Origin of the sequence: Halorussus halophilus, from assembly GCF_008831545.1 — an archaeon.
Taxonomy (GTDB): Archaea; Halobacteriota; Halobacteria; order Halobacteriales; family Haladaptataceae; genus Halorussus; species Halorussus halophilus.
In genome coordinates this window covers 62,114-80,583 of sequence record NZ_CP044523.1, presented here as the reverse complement: position 1 = coordinate 80,583, position 18,470 = coordinate 62,114, and the positions used below count along the sequence as shown (strand labels likewise).

Below are 18,470 nucleotides of genomic sequence, written 5' to 3'. Positions count from 1 at the left end.
CGGAAGTCCCAGTCCCAGTCCGAACGCAGGTGGAACGCTAATACAATTCAGAGTGGAAAACAAAGATACTTACTTCCGGAGTCGGTCGAAATCGACAAACGGGCGACACACGTCGAGCAGTCACCATTTCTCGGCGGTCGCTCGACGCGCCCGGTTCTCCCCAGTATGTCCGGACTCTCTTTCGAACACGAGACGTTCACCTCCACCACGTTCGTCGTCCCGGCGTTCCTCCTCGTCGGGGTCGTCCAGACGATGAATCGCTTCCTGCGAATCAGCGCGGGCGTCCAACAATCGCACATCGACGTGCGGTGTTGTTGGCGACCGCTCGCAGAAGCCGTTCTCTCGGGGACGCCGCTGTACGTCCGACCAGCGGTCGATAACAAGCCACCGCTGTTCGAACTGCTGAACGTCGCCGTCGCCGCCACGGGGCGATATCTCCTCGTGTTCTTCCTGTTGGTCGGTCTCGCCAACGCCGCGACTGCCATCCTCCTCTGGCACGTCTGTGACCAGCGGGACGCCTCCCGCGTCGGACTCGTGGCCGGTGGGCTGTTTCTGGCCAGCGTCCCCGTGGTTGGCGGACTGGTCGTCAACGTGCGCTCGTTCGCAGTCGCGGGCATCCTCCTCTCGCTGTCGATGACGAAGCCGACCACTCGCGGTGCCGCGATTGCTGTCGCGGGACTCTTCTCTCAGCACGCCGTGTTCGCAATCCCGGTGCTGGCCTACGACAGAGTTCGGGACCTCGAACGGACTCAGAGCGTTCGATGGCTCGGCGTCTTCGCGCTCTCGGGACTGGGCGTGGTCGCCGCCACGTTCGGCGTCGTCTACGCGGTCTGGGGCACAGAGTCGCTACACGGCGCGCTCTACTGGACCTTCGGTGCTGCAAAGCAGTACACGACCAATCCGGAGGTGCCCTCGCTCGTCGGCGACACGAGTCAGTGGGCGATGGCGCTCTACCGCGAGGGCGTGCGCCACCTCGTCGTCGTCGTTCCCGCCGCTATCGTCGTCCAGTTGGCGCTGACCGAGCGCACCCCGAAGCGACTGCTTCGCTCGACGAACGCGCCACTGGTGACGGCCGCACTGCTCGCGCTCTCGATGAGCATCCCACTGTTCGTCCGTGCGTATCGCGCCTACTGGCTCTACCCGTTCCCCTTCCTCGCACTGCTAGCGAGCATCGGGTATCGGCAGTTGTTCACCGTCGGTGAGGTGTGACCGTGACTGCGAACCCAAGACTGCAAGCCGACAACCGTTTTTCCGACGAAGACGTAGTCGTCGCCGATGTCCAAGACACTCTCTAAAGTTGCAAAGGTCGGTATTGCTCTCTTCGCCATCGTCCAACTGGCCGCATTGGCCGAGTGGGCGTCGAACGCGAACTAATCCCGCAGGTCTGCAACGTAGAGGCAAAGACCTGTGGAGTGACAAGCGTTATTCTTCGCAGTCTCCGAGACGAGATATGGACCTCTCTGTGGTAGACTTGTCGCCGGTTCCCGGTGACGGCACCGCGACCGACGCCTACGCGAACACCGTCGAAGCCGCCCAACAGGCCGAACGACTCGGCTACAATCGCTTCTGGGTGGCCGAACACCACGGAATGGCCAGCACGCTCGCGGGAACGACGCCTGAGGTCCTGCTCGGCCACCTCGCCGCCGAAACTGATTCGATTCGACTCGGCTCCGGCGCGGTACTGCTCAACCACTACAGTCCGTTCAAAGTCGCCGAGGAGTTCGGTGCGCTCGACGCGCTCGCTCCCGGCCGCATCGACGCGGGCCTCGGGCGCGCCAACGGGTCGCCAGCCGTGGACCAAGCCCTCGGCACGGAGCGCCACGTTCAGAACCCCGACGAAGACCACCGCGAGAAAATCGAAGCCGTGGTCAACCACCTCTACGACGACTACCCAGACGAACACGAGTACAGCGACATCGAGATTCCGCGGTCGGGCGACGGACCTGCCGTGCCGTGGGTCCTCGGGTCGAGTCCGTCGAGTGCGACGCTGGCGGGCGAACTCGGCCTGCCGTACTGCTTCGCCGCGTTCATCCGACCCCAGTTCGCCGAACACGCCTTCGAGGAGTACCACGAGAGTTTCACGCCGTCGCGGTTGGCTGGTGGCGTCGAGGAGCCACGAGGCATGGTCGCGGTGAACGCAGTCTGTGCCGAGACAGACGAGCAGGCCGCACGACTGCGAGCGATAGCCGAAGCGTCCTACAAACGACTGCGCCGCGGCGAACGCGGCACCACGCCCTCCGTGGAGGAGGCCATCGACGAACTCGGCGGCGTCCCCGACCCGACGCCCGCCACCCTCGACGCAGACGAGTGGCCACGAGCGATTTCCGGCAGTCCAGAGACGCTCGCTGGGTTGCTAGAGCAACTCGCAGACCGTGTTGGCGTCGAGGAAGTCATGATTCAGCACGTCCACGCCGACCACGGAGACGCACTCCGCTCGCACGAGTTACTGGCTGAAGGCGTCGGACTCACCCCGCGGTGATACGGGTAGCGTCTACCGAACCGGAGTTGCAGAATTTGCGCCTCGTGAAACTGTTTCCAGAAAGAGCGGGCTTCACCGAGAGCCACTAGCGACGGTGTCCCCGTGCTTCGAAAAATTTCGACGGCTGAACTTCGACTTTCCCCTGTTTCCTTTACTTTCGATAAACGCAAAAGGAATGGCAAACGACCACAAAACACATATTTCGGTTATTTGTAAGTTGAGAAAACTTATTCCATTCCAACTAACAAGTACACGCAATGCCCCGTTCACGACGAACCCTCCTCAAGACGACGGGTCTCGCACTCGGTAGCGGAACGCTCGCGTCGATTGCCGGGTGTCTCAGCAACTCGTCGATTGGCAGTGATAGCAGTCCAGAGTCAACCGCGTCGGACTCCACGACTGGCAACGAAAGTAGTTCAGACGAGACCTCCACGTCAGACCCATCGGGTGGAACCGAGGTGAAGGAGTTCGTGCAGTGGCTCCCAGACCCAACCTCGACCCCCCTGCACGACGGCTACGGGTTCCAGTATTTCGACGTCGAAGGAATCCGTTCCTACCAGGAGAACATCCACGAGAACTCGTACTCCCGACTCGAAGAGCAGATGGCTCGCCGCATTCCCGGCGAATACATCGACGAAACTGCGGTCGATGCCGCCCTAGAGGTCGGCCACACCTCACGGCTGGCATTCGGGTCGTTCGACCCCGAGACGTTCCGCGAGAGACTCACCAGTGACAGGCAGTCGTCCGCGACGGCGACAGCGACACAGACTCCCGCGACGACGACAGCGACGACAACCACCCGAACGGATCCGGAACAGTACCACGGGTTCGACCTCTACGTTGCGGGATACCACGTCTACGCAGTCTCGAAGGACGTCGTGATGGAGGCGGCTCCGATGGGCAGGGACGAGGACGCGGCCGAGTACGCGAAAGCGATCATCGACGCGCCGTCTTCGGAGACGAGCCAGTACACCGATAGCAACGAGTACGTGGCGGCGATGATGGGAGTCGAAGACGCCACCCACGCGCTCTGGTGCTACCCGGAAGCGATGGACGGGTCAACGTCGCGAGGCTTCCGAAAGGACGTCATCACGGGAGAGCTCAAATCGTGGCGATTCGGCACCGAGACGACCCACCTCACGTGGGCGAACACCTACCCCGACGCCGAGACGGCGGAGAACGGAGAGTTGGCGGACTACATCGAGTCGGAATCCGACCGGTTCGGTGCCTACGACGGAATCGACGTCGAGGTCGAGGGCCGACTGGCTTGGACCGACGGCACCATCCCGACGACGGAATTCGATCACCTGTCACCTCGCGGCCCAGGCAGTGGTGTCACCACCTCCAACTAATTCCGGCCTCTTCTGAAGGCTACCGCGGCTACCTTCGTGACAGTGGCCCATACGAGTCCAGTTTTTCACGTTGGGGACGCTTCCTTGAAAGCGAGTTCTAGACGAAGACTTCGCTGCGCCAATATGCGACTCACAGGGTTCGAACGCCCTACGTCATAATTTTTGCCTCACAAAGTTACATCGAATATCATGTGTTGAATCTGGGCTAGCTCACATCCCAAACATGGGCCGGATATGGAATGGAGAGATGCTCCGCCTCAAATTTGAATTAGAGAGCAACCGACACTTGCAGTACGAAAAGAAAGCTATCCCGTGGAGTCCACAAGTTGGAGTTCCGCAGGAGGTCCAGTCACTTTCACAGGGAAGTGGCCTTCGTCCCCGACACAGACGAGTGCAGGACTATAGCCACGTTCTCGCGTCCCTGGGTTCACTTGCCTGAGAAACGTTCCTTCGCGCTCGTTCAATCCCAGTAGTTTCCGATGCTCCTCGGATAATCCGGGGAGGCGTTGGCGAATCTTAATTGAGGATGCTCTGATGAGGACTTCGGCTTTCTCGTGTTAGTTTCGTCAACTTGACTGTTTTTGTTTACTTATCTGATGTAATCTCCGATAGGTTGTATTTGGGGAATTACGGATTCACCAGCGCGAAGCGGACCGTTCGAGCGGATAGCGGTGCCCGATAGCGTAGATTACACCCCGAAAGTAAGACGCTGGTGAGTCCAAGAGAGAGTGTATTGAGAGAGATTGGTATCCTAGAAGCGAGGGGCAGAGAGGAGTGAGAACGCCGAAATCGCATGACAGCAGTGCAATAAAGTCTGCATCGAGGTTTGTGTCGAGTGCATCACTATGTCCGAATGCAAGAAGAAAACATCCCGAAATCCCGATACCCGTATTCAGTCCTGCGATGCCGGATGGGTATCGGGATATCAGAACACAGAGGTGTCCGTGAGCGCGAGGATATCCCAGTCCGCCCAACACGCCCGACACCGCCTCACGACAGCCCTCGACAGCCCTCGACAGCACTCTTTCGCTACCAAGACACGGCACCCCATCGTGCCAACTCGATACTCTTCAGTTCCCCCTCTACATACTCCTCCTTCCGGAGAACCCAACTCCCTATCGGACCCTAGACGGTGCGCCTACCCCTCTCTCGAGGGTTCTTAGCGAGTAACGTCCACAAAAATCCCTATCGTGGGTTCCAGAGACCGACCGTGAGGAGGACATGCTATCCTGTTCCGGGCGGACTCACCGCAGTACAGGACTCAATTGGACCCGAAGCGAGCAGTATTCTTTCCACTCAGAGACCGACACCGAGTACGCCTTCTCTCGGGGGAGTTTTTCTCGCGCCCTGAAGAGCGGGCGCGATCCGAGAAATCGTGTCCATCACGGTGTTTTCGATGGAAACAGTCGAGTGTACCCACTGCAACGAGTCGTACCGCGTCAAACCCTGCAAAGTCAAACAGACGAAATACTGTTCGAAAGAATGTCACACCGAATCTCAGAAGCGACGTGTAACGCTAGTCTGTGAATACTGTGAGGACCAATACGAAGTCAAGCAATCGCACAGCAAAGCCTCTCGATTCTGCAGTCGAGTGTGCAAAGACACCCACAAGCGAGAACGACCGAACCCCACAGTTCCGTGTTCATGGTGTGGCGAGTCATTGGAACGCCGAAGGTACGATATAGAACACTACGAGAATCAGTTCTGTGACGAGCAGTGCATGGGCAAGTGGCGGAGCAGAAACATCGTCGGGGAAGAACACCCGCAGTGGAAAGACGGCACCTACGCGCAGTTCGGCGATAATTGGTTCTGGATGCGCCGGAAAATCAGGGAGCGCGACGAGGTGTGTCAAATCTGCAGGGAGGATGGTTCGAGTCACATGCTGGACGTGCATCACATCGTCCCACGACGCGAATTCGACATGGTTGAGAACTCAAACACACCGTACAACCTCGTCCTGCTCTGCCGGAGTTGCCACAAACGAGTCGAACACGGGTCGATACCCTGCCCCCACCCAACGATACAATCTCGGAGCGTTGCAGACAAAATAGACCGATTTCTACGTTTATTTCGAGTGGGTCTGGACGGATTCGAACCATCGGCTTCGGCCTTGTAAAGGCCGCGTCATAACCAACTAGACCACAGACCCGGCGTCCGACAAAAATCGCTCGCCGAAAATAACGGTTTCCTTTCGTAGTGCCTTCCGCAACGACTACCACGGTCCCGCACGAGGAACGCCGCATGGACGAACGAGTCGCCGCACTGAGCGAGCAGGACGGCTGGCAGGTCGAAGGGTTCGCCGCGCGCGTTCACTACAAGGGCGCGGACGACTACTACAGCATCGAGTACTACGCGCCGAGCGAGTGCGTCCTCTACTGGAAGGTGAAAGGCGACGGCGAGACTGCGGTGCCGGTCGGCCGGGGAACGGTGCCGACGCCGCTCCGCGACCGGGTGCGACAGGATTTAGCGGAGGCGGACATCGACCCCGAAGTGGAAAAGCGGAACCTCTGAGTCGGCGTCGGGCAATTCTCCGAGTTCGCTCCTTTCAGTCGCTCACGTGTTCCACTTCGAGGTCTCCGCTTCGCTCCACATCGCGGCTACGCCGCTCGCTTTTCGGAGACTCCTCACACCGTTCGGAGTCTCCCATATTTCGATTCGAAGGAAAGTTTTTCAAGAGTCCGACTCTTTCGGGAGTGATAATGGGAATCAATGACGAAGACGACGACCCGTTCGAGGAACAACGGGAGAACGCCGAGAATCCGATGAAACGGCTGTTCCTCGAATACGGGTCCGAGAACAGGTTGGCTTTCTTCACGGGGGTGACGGCGAGCATCTTCGCCCGAGTTCTCAACCTGCTCCCGCCTATCATTCTCGGTGTCGCTATCGACGCGTTCTTCGCCGAAAATCCAGTCGCGTATCCCGTCGCGTTCTCGAAGCAGTTCCCGCTCGTCTCTGAGGGTCTGGCGGCAGCGATTACGCCGCCGGGAGCGACCGGGCAGTTCTGGTTCTCGGTGACGGTCATCGCGGTGGCGTTCGGTGCCGGTGCTGCGTTCCACTGGGCGCGCAACTGGGGTTGGAACTCCTTCGCCCAGCACATTCAGCACAACGTGCGGACCGACACGTACGACAAGATGCAGCGGCTGAACATGGACTTCTTCGCCGACAAGCAGACCGGTGAGATGATGTCGATTCTGAGCAACGACGTGAACCGCTTGGAGCGGTTCCTCAACGACGGGATGAACTCCGGGTTCCGTCTCGCGGTGATGGTGCTGGCAATCGCGGTCATCCTGTTCAGCATGAACTGGCAACTCGCGCTGGTCGCGATGGTGCCGGTGCCGCTCATCGCGCTGTTCACCTACAAGTTCGTGGAGATAATCCAGCCGAAGTACGCCGACGTGCGTACCGCGGTCGGCAACGTCAACTCCCGACTGGAGAACAACCTCGGCGGGATTCAGGTCATCAAGACGTCCAATACCGAGACGTACGAGTCCGACCGCGTCGAGGACGTGTCCAACGAGTACTTCGACTCGAACTGGGGCGCTATCGTCACGCGCATCAAGTTCTTCCCCTCGCTCCAGATTCTCTCGGGTCTCGGCTTCGCGCTCACCTTCGTCGTCGGCGGTCTGTGGGTGTTCCAAGGCCAAGCGCCGTGGTTCTTCTCGGGCGAGTTGACTCGCGGTGAGTTCGTCGTGTTCATCCTGCTGACTCAGCGGTTCATCTGGCCGATGGCGCAGTTCGGCTCCATCATCAACATGTACCAGCGCGCCTACGCCTCCAGTGCGCGCATCTTCGGGTTGATGGACGAACCGAGTCGCATCCGGGAGGACCCCGACGCAGACAGCCTCGTCGTCAAGGAGGGCGACGTCGTCTACGACGACGTGACGTTCGGCTACGACGAGAGCGAGACCATCGTCAACGACATCAGCTTCGAAGTCGAGGGCGGCGATACCCTCGCGTTGGTCGGCCCCACAGGAGCAGGAAAATCCACAGTTCTCAAACTCCTCCTCCGAATGTACGAGGTAGACGAGGGAGCTATCCGCATCGACGGCACGGACCTCCGGGACGTGAGTCTGCCGAGCCTGCGCCAATCTATCGGCTACGTCAGCCAGGACACGTTCATGTTCTACGGCACCGTGCGCGAGAACATCGCCTACGGCACCTTCGACGTAGACGACGAGGACGTGGTGGAGGCCGCGAAAGCCGCCGAAGCCCACGACTTCATCCAGAATCTACCCGAGGGCTACGATACGGAAGTCGGCGAGCGCGGCGTCAAACTCTCGGGTGGGCAACGCCAGCGCATCTCCATCGCTCGCGCCGTGCTGAAGGACCCCGAAATCCTCGTGTTGGACGAGGCGACCAGCGACGTTGACACCGAGACGGAGATGCTCATCCAGCGCAGTCTGGACGAACTCACGGAGGACAGGACGACGTTCGCCATCGCCCACCGACTCTCGACTATCAAGGACGCGGAGAAAATCGTCGTCCTCGAAGACGGCGAAATCGTCGAACGCGGCGCGCACGACGACCTACTGCAGAACGACGGTCTCTACGCGCACCTCTGGGGCGTGCAGGCTGGCGAGATAGACGAACTGCCCGAAGAGTTCATCGAACGGGCCGCTCGGCGCACTGCACGCACGGAAACGGACGACGACTGAAGCGAAAAACACGCCCGAATCGAATCAGAATTATCGACCGCGACGGAACTCGTTGCTGCCTTTCCCGCGCTGAATGTCGCGCTGTCGTTCCTGCTGTCGGTTGAACTGTTGCTCGTAGCGGCGCATCGTCCGCTCGCGTCTGCTGTTTCTGGTTCGTTGCCACGAGGGGTCTACTGGCCCACCGTAGCGCTCCGGCGGTCGGGATTCGGTCCCCCGGTCGCCTGTCGGTTGGTCGCCGCGAGGCGACTGCTCGGCCGGTGGCGTCGGTTCTCGCATCGGTTGGGTTCGCTTCGGTTGCTCGCCCGGTCTACCGGGTTGTGCTCTCGTCTCGGGAGATTCCGCTCGACTCCGGCGCGGCGTCTCGTCGGCCGGGGCTGGTTCACTCGACGTTCGTCGCGACTCCTCGTTCTCGTCAACTGGAGGCGAGTCCTCTCGACTCGTGTCAGTTGTCTCGTCGGGGTCCATCGGCGTAGAGTCGCTCGGCGCAGGTTCGGTCGGCGTTGGGTCCGTCGGAGTCGGGTCGGCCGTCTCGGTCTCGGAGCGTTCGGTGGCCCGACTCGGCGGCCGGGAGCCGTAGCGGCGGTTCTGCGCCGGACCGCCTTGCGGAGCGCCTGTCGATTGGTCCGGATTTCCGGCGTTCCACGCCTGTCCGCGTTTCCCGGTCGCGCCTTCGCCTTCTCGACCGCCGTTCTCGTAACGGTCTACGGAAGCGTCGCTCGGGGCAGACTGGGGGTTCGTCGGTCGGTTGCTTCGGCGTCGGGACCGTCGTGTAGACGCGTCGCCTCGTCGCCGTCGGTCCGTTTCGGTCGAGCTCTGGCTCTCCAGCCACTTTCGGCGTTCGCTCCGCTCTCCGTCGGTGTCGTCGGTGGTCATGGTTACATCCGGGGCTTTGACTGATTCGGCGAATAAACTGAGCCGACCGTTTACACCGTTCAGTCGCCGTCGGCAGAGCTTTCCCCGATTCAACGCCGCGTTACGCCGCGTCGTGCGGCGAACAGGACCGCTCACGCGATTCCAAGCGGGGACCGCGGCAGGTCGGCGTGGATGAACTCGACGCCGTAGGCCGCAAGCCACGAGAGCAGTTGTCGGACTGCCTCGGGGTCCGAGACGCGGTACGGTGCGTCCGTCGGCGGATGGCTCCCGACCTTGACGCCGAACCCCCGGTCGTGGTCGGCGAGCGCGGCGAACGCCGCTTCGTCGGTCGTGTCGTCGCCGAGGTAGACGGGGAACCACTGTTCGCCGTCGGGGACGACTTCGTCGGCGAGCCAGTGAACCGCCTCGCCTTTATCCCACGCGACGGCCGGGCGCAGTTCGAGCACGTCCTTGCCCGTCGTCAGTCGCACGTCGTCGTAGGTGGAAGCCAGCGACTCCACGATGGCCGAGACGAACGGCACTGCTTCGTCGGCGACGAGTCGCGTGTGGACCGTCGCGGTGACGCCCTTGCGCTCGACGAGCGCCCCGTCGATGCCCAGCAGTCGTTCGGTGAGTTGGTCACAGAGGTGTTCGATGGTGCCCTGCGTCTCCCTGGCGACCGGATGGACGACTCGCTGGCCGTCGGCGTACAGTTCGAGTCCGTGGTTACCAGCGTAGGCGATTTCGGAGCGTTCGCGAACCGACTCGCCGCTGTGAGTGTCACCGTTCGCGTCGCTCACGGCGACTCGCTCGTCTACCGCCAGTCGCTGGCGCACGTCGGCCAACGCCCGACCGCTGACGACGCCGACTTCCACGTTTGGGGCGTCGGCCAGTCGCACGATTGCCTCGCGAGTCGGGTCCGGCATCGTCGCGTCGTCCGGCCGAGATTCGATACTGGCGAGCGTTCCGTCGAAGTCGAGCAGGACGAACAACCCCTCGGCGGCGACGAGTCCCTCTACGAGCGCGTGGAGGTTCTCGCGGAGTAGTGGGGGCGAGTCACGTTCTTCTGTCATCATCTGTCTCACCCCTCGCTCATCGTTCGAGCATCGCGCGAGACGACTGCCGCCCGCGTTCGACTGCGGCGACGGTCTGGAACTGCGATTCGAGCCAGTCGTACACGTCCTCGGCGTGGACCGACCGCTGGAGCGCGGCCATCCGGCGGGCACGCTCGTCTCGAGAGAGTTCCAGCGCGTCGGCGATGCCGTCGGCGACACCTGCTTCGTCGTACGGATGAACGAGAACTGATTCGTCGCCGAGTTGTTCGTGCGAGCCTGCGAGTTCGCTCAGCACGAGGACGCCCGACTCGCCTGTCTGGGAGGCGACGTACTCCTTGGCGACGAGATTCATCCCGTCTCGGACCGGCGTGACGAGTGCGAGGTCCGCCTCGCGGTAGAGCGCGGCCAGTCCGGCGTCCGGAACGTGGTCGGTCAGCGAGACGACTGGCGTCCAGTCGTCGGTACCGAATCGGTCGTTGACGCGCTCGATGGCGTCCGCGACGCGGTTCTGTAGCTCGCTGTAGGCCGGGATTTCGCTCCGACTCTCGGTGCCCTTCTGGACGTAAGTCAGTTCGCCGCGCCACTCGGGGTACTGCTCCCAGAAGCGTTCGAGCGCGTCGAGTCGGCGTTCGATGCCCTTCGTGTAGTCGAGGCGCTCGACACCGAGCGCGAGGCGTGTGTCGGCGTCGATGTCGTACCCTTCACGGAAGCGTTGCCAGTAGTCATCGGCCGCCTCGCTGGTGGCGAGTTCGGCCCGCTGGGCGGCGTCGATGCCGAGCGGGAACGAGCGGACGAACGTCCGCTGGCCCTTGTAGGAGACGCTCGCGCTGGCTCTATCGACGCGAGCGTGCGTGGCGGCCTCCACGCAGTCGAGGAAGTTCCGGCAGTACGCCTCCGTATGGAAGCCCACGAGGTCGTTCGCCAGCAGGCCGTCGAGCAACTGCTCGTACTGCGGGCATGCCTGAAATGCGTCCCACGTGGGCCACGGGATGTGCCAGAAGTGCGCGAGCGTGGCGTCGGGCCGGGCGTCTCGCACTCGTCTGGGAGCGAGCGCGAGGTGGTAGTCTTGGAACCAGACGACCGAGTCGTCCTCGGCGGCGTCGAGAATCGCGTCGGCGAAGTCCGCGTTCGTCTGTCGGTACTGTGCCCAGAACGTCGGGTCGGCGTTCACTTTGGCAGTGTCGAGGTGGCAGAGTGGCCACAGCACCTGATTGCTGTAGCCGCGGTAGTAACCCGACACTTGCTCGTCAGAGAGCCAGACGCGCCGTAAGTCGTAGGCGGGGTCTTCGGGCGGCACACCCACTGTCCCCTCGTCATTGACGACTTCTCTGTCTGCGTCGCCGTCGCCCCACGCGACCCACGTGCCTTCGACTGCCTGCATCACCGGGTCGAGCGCGGCGGTCAGTCCGCCAGCGGGGCGGTCCACGACTATTTCTCCGTCCGTGTAGCCGTGGCTGTACGGTTCGCGGTTCGATGCGACCACGAGTTCGCGTCCGTCTAGTACCGCCGCGACAGAGTCTGCGGCGGATTTGGCTGTGGCCCCAATCGTGTTTGAAGTCATTTGGTAGTAGTATACTCCCCAGCGCGGGCGAGAGTTCGCGGCGACCCCGCGCGAGTTTGCTGCTATTCCGTGTTCAACAGATGGTCGGATAACGTAGTCGTCCGTTCAGAACCGTTTGGGAGCGCAAACGGACCCCGCTGGCGATTAAGGCGCGTTTGTCGCCGAGAAAGCAGTCGTTGTAGGAGTTATGCCGACCTTAGAGCGACTCGCGACACCGAGAGCGACTTGCTACATCGATTCGTCTTCGCGCTCGTGTTCGGTCCCGCCGCGGTCGGTGTATCCCTTGCGCCCGATTGCGCCTTCGCCGACCATGTTGAAGATGGACTGGCGAACGTCGTCGGCGGAGTCGTACGTCTCGGAGAGTGGTTCCAACAGTGAAGCGACCGTCTCTGACCCGTCGGCGTAGCTAACTTCCTCGTCGCCGAACTCCGCCACTATTTCCTCAGTCGTCGCCGGGTAGTCGTGGGCGTCAAGTCGCGATTCTAAGTCGCCGAAGTCCACGCCCTGTTCGCGGTCGTCGGCCATACGATTAGGTCGCCCTGCCGGGCGATAAACCGAGGCGTCCGTTCACGAGTTCTCGTGTCGTTACCAGTCGAAACCGAACGGCACGCGAACGAGAACTGAGCGGGGGAACCGTTATTCTCCGTGGCGTGCTACACCACTGCATGCACGTAGCGGTCGTCGGGGGCGGCATCGTCGGACTCGCCAGCGCGTACTACCTCGCCGAACGCGGCGCTGACGTGACCGTCTTCGAAAAGGGAAACGTCGGCAACGGGAGTACCGAACGCTCGGTCGGCGGCATTCGCGCGCAGTTCTCCACGCCGGTCAACGTCGAGTTATCCGTCGCCAGCATGCGCGTCTGGAACGACTTCAGGGAGACGTTCGGCACCGACATCGCCCACCGCAAAGCGGGCTACCTCTTCGTCACCCGCGAGGAAGAGGCGGCACGCCAGTTCGAAGCCAACGTCGCCATGCAGAACGAGCGGGGCGTTCCGAGCGAGTTGTTGACTCCGGAGCAAGCGAGCGAACACTGTCCCGAACTGAAGATCGAGGGACTCCTCACGGCGACGTACTCGCCGACGGACGGCTTCGCGGACCCGCACCTTGCCCTACAGGGCTTCGCCACCGCGGCCCGAGAATCCGGGGTCGAGATTCGGACGAAGACGACTGTGAGCGCAATCGAGCGTGGCGGGGGCGGAGCGGGCGTCACGGGAGTGGTCGCCGACGGCGAGCAAATCGACGCCGACTTCGTCGTGAACGCGGCGGGACCGTGGGCACGACGAGTTGCGGCGATGGCCGACGTGGACTTGCCAGTGCGCCCGAAGCGCAGGCAGATGCTCGTCGTGGAACCCGAGATACGGGTGCCTGAGGACGTGCCGCTGACCATCGATTTGGATTCGGGGGCGCACTTCCGGCCGGAACGCGAGGGTGCGGCGCTCGTCGGCGGGAACTTTGGGGGACAAGACCCCGACGAGGATCCGGACGCGTTCGACCAGAAGTTCGACCTCGACTGGGCCGCCGAGGCCGTCGAACGTGCGGGGGACCTCGCAGGCTACTTCGGTCCGGACTCGCGGATTCGGCGCGGCTGGGCCGGTCTGTACGCGGTGACGCCCGACCACCATCCAATCGTCGAAGAGACCGTTCCGGGCTTCGTGAACGTGGTGGGGTTCTCGGGCCACGGCTTCCAGCACGCGCCAGCGACCGGGCAGTTGGTCACGGAACTGGTGCTGGACGGGGAGGCGTCGCTGGTGGACATTTCTGGGCTGGGGAGTGATAGGTTCGAGAGCGGGGAACTGCTGGAAGAACGGAACGTGGCGTAAGAGTGAGGAGTTGGTTTCTCGAACTTCGTCGTACTACCCGGCGCGCGCTGGTGTGACCCGAAGTGTCATCCTGAGCGTAGCGAAGGAAGGCTCGTCGGAACTTGCTCCGACGGTGGTCGCACCGAAATCGTGCGAGGAATGAGCGAACGGATGTGAGCGAATCGGTTGGGGAGGTGTGTGGCAGTCACGCGAACGAAGTGAGTGTGACCTCGTCGGACGCGGTTTGTCCGACGGTGGTCGCGGTGCTGTGCGATGCGGTCTCTCATCGGCTTCGGGAATAGCTAGCGTCACTGCGTTCGTCGTTGCTGCACAGCAGTCAGAACAATCAACGTGCCTTCCTCGAAAGCCCTTGTCCAGTCCCACCCTGTCTTTTAGCCAGGCATCTCTACCTCCCCAAACACACCAATCCACGAGGTAGAACCCTCAAATCCACCGAACCACTAAACCAACACCCCCGAACGCTTATCCAACCGACTCGTTTCGGCGATTACACATACCACTCTTAAGCGCGCCCGCGGGGATTGACAAATGTGCCATGAGAACAAATGACGCGAAAATTGGCCGCCGAGCGGTGCTGAAGGCGGTCGGGGGAGTGGGTGCGCTTGGGGGAGCAAGTGCGCTCGGCGTCGTCGGAAGCGCTGGCGCACAGAACGGACCGGTGACGTTCGGGCAACCGGCGTCGCTGACGGGGAAGTGGGACTATCTGCAACCGGCAGTCTCCCAATCGACGGACCTCGCCATTCAGGAGATAAACGACGCTGGGGGCGCGCTCGGGCAGCAGGTGAACCTTCAGCGGCGCGACACCGCAGTAGACCCAGCACAGGCGCGACAGGTCGTCCAGCAGTTGAAGAACAACGACGACGCGATGGCCATCCTCGGCCTCTTTTCGAGCGAGATTACGCCGCTGTTCGACTTCCTGAAGAGTCAACAGGTGCCAATCGTCACGCCGTGGCCCGGTTCGACCGCGCTGGACGGCCGAGGCGGCGACAAGGAGACGCCCCAGAATCTGGGCGACGACGACTGGGTGTGGCGGACCATCATCAGCGACACGGTCCACACCATCGGCGCGGCGAAGAAGTTGCTCGACGAGGACATGGGCCGGGTCGGCATCTTGAACGGGACGAGTCAGGGCGAGCGGTCGTGGGCCGACGCGTTCCAGTCTGCCTACGAGAACGGCGGTGGCACCGTCGCTACGCGTCTCGAAGTCGAGGAGGGGAAATCGACCTACCAGTCGGAACTCAACCGCCTGTTCAGCAACGACTTCGATGCGTGGGCGCTCGCCGTCGCGCTACAGGACGCTGTGACAATCGTCCGCGAGTGGTCGTCCGCGGGGTACGGCACACAACTCCTGCTCGAAGACGGCCTCAGGAGCGAGGACCTCATCAACAACGCCGGGCAGGCCGCCAGCGGTGCGTGGTTGGCGGTCGCAACCGGCCAAGGACCGGGCTACGACCAGTTCCTCGAAAAGTACAACCAAGCTGGTGACGCCGACCTGCACGCGTGGGGCGTGGCGGCCTACGACGCGACGAACGTCGCGGCGTTAGCGATGGAGCGCGCGGGAGAAGCCAGCACGCAAGCCATCGAGCGAAATCTGGGACCGGTCTCACGCGAGGGCGGCACGACCGTTCAGACGTTCGCGGAGGGCAAGCAGGCGCTCTCCAACGGCGACGAAATCAACTATCAAGGAGCCGCGACGCCAGTCAACTTCACCGGCTTCGGCAACGTGTTCGGCGACGTAGGCGTCGAGCAGGTCTCGCCGCAGGGCTTCGAGCAGATAGACGTGATACCGACCGACGAACTCAGGCCGTTGGTGGACACCTACTAGATGGTCTTGCTGGTCTTGCAGGACGTCGTCTTCGGCGTCGTCCTCGGGTCGTACGTCGCCGTCGCGGCGGTCGGGTTCACCCTCGTCTACGGACTGGTGAACATGATAAACTTCGCGCACGGCGAGTACGTCACCGTCGGCGCGTTCGTCGGCTTCGGATTGGCAGAGAGCGTCGGCTTGCCGAGCGCCGCCGCGATTCCTGCGACGATTCTACTCTCGGCAGTCGTCGGGTGGGCACTGGCGATGCTCGTATTCAGACCAATCCAGCAAACAGGGCCGATTCCGCTGTTACTCACATCTATCGGTCTCGGTCTCGTGATGCGCAACGGGATTCGACTGCTCGCGGGACCGCAACCGAAACGCTTCGCGCTCGGCGAAACGTCGGTCTACCGAGTCGAGTCGCTCGACGTGTTCGTGACCAGCCAGCAGTTGTTCGTAATCGGCGTGGCTATTGCGTCGTTTCTCGCCATGCACGCCCTGCTCCAGTACACCAAACTGGGCACCGCGCTCCGGGCGATGAGCGACAACGAGGACTTGGCACTCGTCACGGGCATCAACACCGCCCGGATGCGAACGGTCGTCTGGCTGTTTTCGTCCGGACTCGCCGGACTCGCAGGCTACTTGCTTGCGGTCCAGCGCGCCGCGACGCCCACGGTTGGGTTCGGCCAACTCCTGCTGGTCATCACCGCCGCGATTCTGGGCGGCGCTGGGAGCGTCTACGGCGCGATAGTGGGGTCGTACATCTTAGGAATCACCATCTCGCTGGCCGTCGCACAGCTACCGAGTTGGGCGACGCAACTCGGCACGACGATGGCGTTCGTCGTGCTCATCGTCGTCCTGCTCGTTCGGCCGGGCGGCATCGCTGGCGCGGAGGTGCGAGCATGAGTTTGGAGGGAAAGATGAGTTTGGAGGAAAAGCACAGATGAGTGTCGTAGACCGCCTCCGCGAGAACCGGCTTCCGCTGTCGCCAGAGGTCGCAGGTCTACTCCTACTCGGTCTGACCCTGCTACTGCTCGGCGTACCGTTCGCCGTCCCCCTCCCGAACTGGGCGCTCGTCTTCTTGGAGGTGAGCGTCACCTTCCTGCTCTACGGTCTGCTCGTTCTGGGACTGGACCTCCAGTTCGGTAGTACCGGACTGGTCAACTTCGGCCATGTCGCCTTCTTCGCGGTCGGCGCGTATGCGGCCGCGATGGCGACGGCGAACGATCCCTTCGCGGGCATCGGTCTCGGATATCTGTGGCCGGTCGGCCTACTGGCGGGCCTCGTCGCCGCCGGACTGCTCGGCGCACTCATCGGCGTGGCGACCCTGCGACTGCGCGACGACTTTCTGGCAATCGTCACGCTCGCCGTCGCCGAAATCGTCCACGACTTGTTGGGAAGCTTCGAGGGCATCACGGGCGCGGACATCGGTATCTTGGGGGTCCCGCAACCGGTCGCGAGTCTCGCTGGCGACTCGGACACGACGCTGGCCGCGACGGTGTTACTGCTCGCTGGTGTCCTCTTACTCGCGTACGCCGGCGTCTCCCGACTGACGAACGCTCCCTACGGTCGCGTTCTGCGGGCGATTCGAGCAGACGACAGAGTGACTGGCGCGCTCGGCAAGCACGTTTTCAGCTACAAGTTACAAGCCTTCGTCTTCGGCGCGGTACTCGCCGGACTCGCTGGCGCGCTCTTCGCGTTCTACAACGGCGCGGTCGCACCCGGGTTCTTCGGCCTGAACGTCACCGTGCTGGTCTGGATTGGCATGCTCATCGGCGGCGCGGGCAACCACCGCGGCGTGCTGGCCGGACTCGCAATCGTGCTGGGTCTGCGCCTGCTCACGCGATTCCTCAACGAGAGTTTCCCGTTCGTCACGCAGGACCAGTTCGCGTCGATGCGACTGGTGCTGGTCGGTCTCGCACTGATTCTCATTATCCGGTATCGTCCGGCAGGCATCTGGGGCAATCCGGAGGAGTTGGGGGTCGAGCGAAGATGACGCAAAAATCGGAGGTCGAACGAAAATGACCCTACTCGAAGCCCAAAACCTCGAAAAGTCCTTCGACGGCGTGCAGGCGCTCGACGGCGCGACCTTCGAAATCGAGCGCGGCGAACTCGTCGGCCTCATCGGCCCGAACGGCGCGGGCAAGACGACGCTGTTCGACTGTCTGTCGGGTGTGCTTTCGCCGGATTCAGGGACAGTACAATTCGACGGTGAGGACGTGACGGACCTGCCGACCTACCAGCGAGCGCGGGCCGGGATGGTCCGCACCTTCCAGCAGACCCGCGAGTTGGAGACGCTAACCGTCGCCGACAACGTGCGGCTTCCTGCGAGCGACCATCCGGGCGAGCGTGCAAGAGACGCGCTAGTCGGCACCCAGCGGGCGGCCGACCGCGAGGCGGAGGTCCGAGCGCGAGCGACCGAACTCATCGACTTCTTCGACCTCGGGGAACTCGCCAACGAGTACGCGGGCCACCTTTCGGGCGGCCAGCGCAAACTGCTGGAGTTCGCTCGCGCGCTGATGCTCGACCCCGAGATGCTTCTGCTGGACGAACCGCTGGCGGGCGTCAATCCGACGTTAGGACGAAAAATCGGAGGCTACGTCGAGCGACTGAACGACGACGGGACGACGCTACTCGTCGTGGAACACGAAATCGAGACGCTAGCCGCGCTGGTCGATAGACTGGTCGTGCTGAATCAGGGCGCGGTGCTGGCCGACGGCGACCCCGAGGAAGTGTTAGGTGACGAGCGCGTCGTCGAAGCGTATCTCGGTGGGAAAACGTAGAAAACGCCAGTTGTAAATTCCTGGATTTCAATCAAGAATCAAATATCGAGCAGTCTCGAATTCCTTCGAGAGCCGCTACGCACCCACGATACAGTTCTGGCGTTCGATA

15 protein-coding genes and 1 tRNA gene are annotated in these 18,470 nt (G+C 62.3%); 11 read left to right on the top strand and 5 right to left on the bottom strand.

Annotated elements, in window-relative coordinates:
• The first annotated feature begins 165 nt into the window (after positions 1 to 165).
• The 4 genes from F7R90_RS00355 (at position 166) to F7R90_RS22780 (ending at position 5,947) form a co-directional block, all read left to right on the top strand.
• Positions 166 to 1,209, top strand: a complete 1,044-nt coding sequence (locus F7R90_RS00355) for a hypothetical protein (protein ID WP_158055318.1) — start codon at positions 166 to 168, stop codon at positions 1,207 to 1,209.
• Positions 1,210 to 1,450: 241 nt separating this feature from the next.
• Complete coding sequence (locus F7R90_RS00350; RefSeq protein WP_158055317.1) at positions 1,451 to 2,479, top strand: LLM class flavin-dependent oxidoreductase; 1,029 nt, start codon at positions 1,451 to 1,453, stop codon at positions 2,477 to 2,479.
• Positions 2,480 to 2,736: 257 nt separating this feature from the next.
• The gene (locus F7R90_RS00345; RefSeq protein WP_158055316.1) at positions 2,737 to 3,831 is read left to right on the top strand and encodes a hypothetical protein; all 1,095 of its coding nucleotides are present in this window, start codon (positions 2,737 to 2,739) and stop codon (positions 3,829 to 3,831) included.
• Between the two features lie 1,396 nt (positions 3,832 to 5,227).
• A complete protein-coding gene (locus F7R90_RS22780; RefSeq protein ID WP_158058790.1) occupies positions 5,228 to 5,947 on the top strand; it encodes an HNH endonuclease in 720 nt (239 codons plus the stop codon).
• Here the strand turns inward: F7R90_RS22780 and F7R90_RS00335 are convergent.
• Positions 5,907 to 5,980: transfer RNA gene (locus tag F7R90_RS00335), tRNA-Val, on the bottom strand. The genes F7R90_RS22780 and F7R90_RS00335 overlap by 41 nt on opposite strands.
• 92 nt (positions 5,981 to 6,072) lie before the next feature.
• On the opposite strand from F7R90_RS00335, the gene F7R90_RS00330 reads away from it, so the two are divergent.
• Entirely contained in the window at positions 6,073 to 6,342 is a 270-nt protein-coding gene (locus tag F7R90_RS00330; protein ID WP_158055315.1) for a DUF7538 family protein, read from the top strand.
• Positions 6,343 to 6,530: 188 nt separating this feature from the next.
• Positions 6,531 to 8,486 carry an ABC transporter ATP-binding protein gene (locus F7R90_RS00325; protein ID WP_158055314.1) on the top strand — a complete coding sequence of 652 codons (1,956 nt, stop codon included), beginning with the start codon at positions 6,531 to 6,533 and terminating at the stop codon, positions 8,484 to 8,486.
• Positions 8,487 to 8,516: 30 nt separating this feature from the next.
• Here F7R90_RS00325 and F7R90_RS00320 read toward each other — a convergent pair whose 3' ends face one another.
• The 4 genes from F7R90_RS00320 to F7R90_RS00305 form a co-directional block, all read right to left on the bottom strand.
• Positions 8,517 to 9,359, bottom strand: coding sequence for a hypothetical protein (locus F7R90_RS00320; protein ID WP_158055313.1), 843 nt, complete (start codon positions 9,357 to 9,359; stop codon positions 8,517 to 8,519).
• 131 nt (positions 9,360 to 9,490) lie between these two features.
• The gene (gene otsB, locus F7R90_RS00315) at positions 9,491 to 10,414 is read right to left on the bottom strand and encodes a trehalose-phosphatase (RefSeq protein WP_225741216.1); all 924 of its coding nucleotides are present in this window, start codon (positions 10,412 to 10,414) and stop codon (positions 9,491 to 9,493) included.
• A gap of 16 nt (positions 10,415 to 10,430) precedes the next feature.
• The gene (locus F7R90_RS00310) at positions 10,431 to 11,954 is read right to left on the bottom strand and encodes an alpha,alpha-trehalose-phosphate synthase (UDP-forming) (RefSeq protein ID WP_158055312.1); all 1,524 of its coding nucleotides are present in this window, start codon (positions 11,952 to 11,954) and stop codon (positions 10,431 to 10,433) included.
• Positions 11,955 to 12,182: 228 nt separating this feature from the next.
• Positions 12,183 to 12,479: a DUF5789 family protein gene (locus tag F7R90_RS00305; protein ID WP_158055311.1), complete on the bottom strand. Its 297-nt coding sequence runs from the start codon at positions 12,477 to 12,479 to the stop codon at positions 12,183 to 12,185.
• 140 nt (positions 12,480 to 12,619) lie between these two features.
• Between F7R90_RS00305 and F7R90_RS00300 the strand changes: the two genes are divergently transcribed.
• The 5 genes from F7R90_RS00300 to F7R90_RS00280 all read left to right on the top strand — a co-directional run bounded on the left by F7R90_RS00300 (position 12,620) and on the right by F7R90_RS00280 (position 18,361).
• A complete protein-coding gene (locus tag F7R90_RS00300) occupies positions 12,620 to 13,774 on the top strand; it encodes an NAD(P)/FAD-dependent oxidoreductase (protein WP_158055310.1) in 1,155 nt (384 codons plus the stop codon).
• 535 nt (positions 13,775 to 14,309) lie between these two features.
• The gene (locus tag F7R90_RS00295; protein WP_158055309.1) at positions 14,310 to 15,599 is read left to right on the top strand and encodes an ABC transporter substrate-binding protein; all 1,290 of its coding nucleotides are present in this window, start codon (positions 14,310 to 14,312) and stop codon (positions 15,597 to 15,599) included.
• Positions 15,600 to 16,484 (top strand): branched-chain amino acid ABC transporter permease, encoded by an 885-nt coding sequence (locus tag F7R90_RS00290; protein WP_158055308.1) that lies wholly within the window; start codon positions 15,600 to 15,602, stop codon positions 16,482 to 16,484. It abuts the gene before it with no gap.
• A 37-nt stretch (positions 16,485 to 16,521) separates the two neighbouring features.
• Complete coding sequence (locus tag F7R90_RS00285) at positions 16,522 to 17,574, top strand: branched-chain amino acid ABC transporter permease (protein WP_158055307.1); 1,053 nt, start codon at positions 16,522 to 16,524, stop codon at positions 17,572 to 17,574.
• Between the two features lie 25 nt (positions 17,575 to 17,599).
• Positions 17,600 to 18,361, top strand: a complete 762-nt coding sequence (locus tag F7R90_RS00280; protein ID WP_158055306.1) for an ABC transporter ATP-binding protein — start codon at positions 17,600 to 17,602, stop codon at positions 18,359 to 18,361.
• The last annotated feature ends 109 nt before the right edge of the window (positions 18,362 to 18,470 follow it).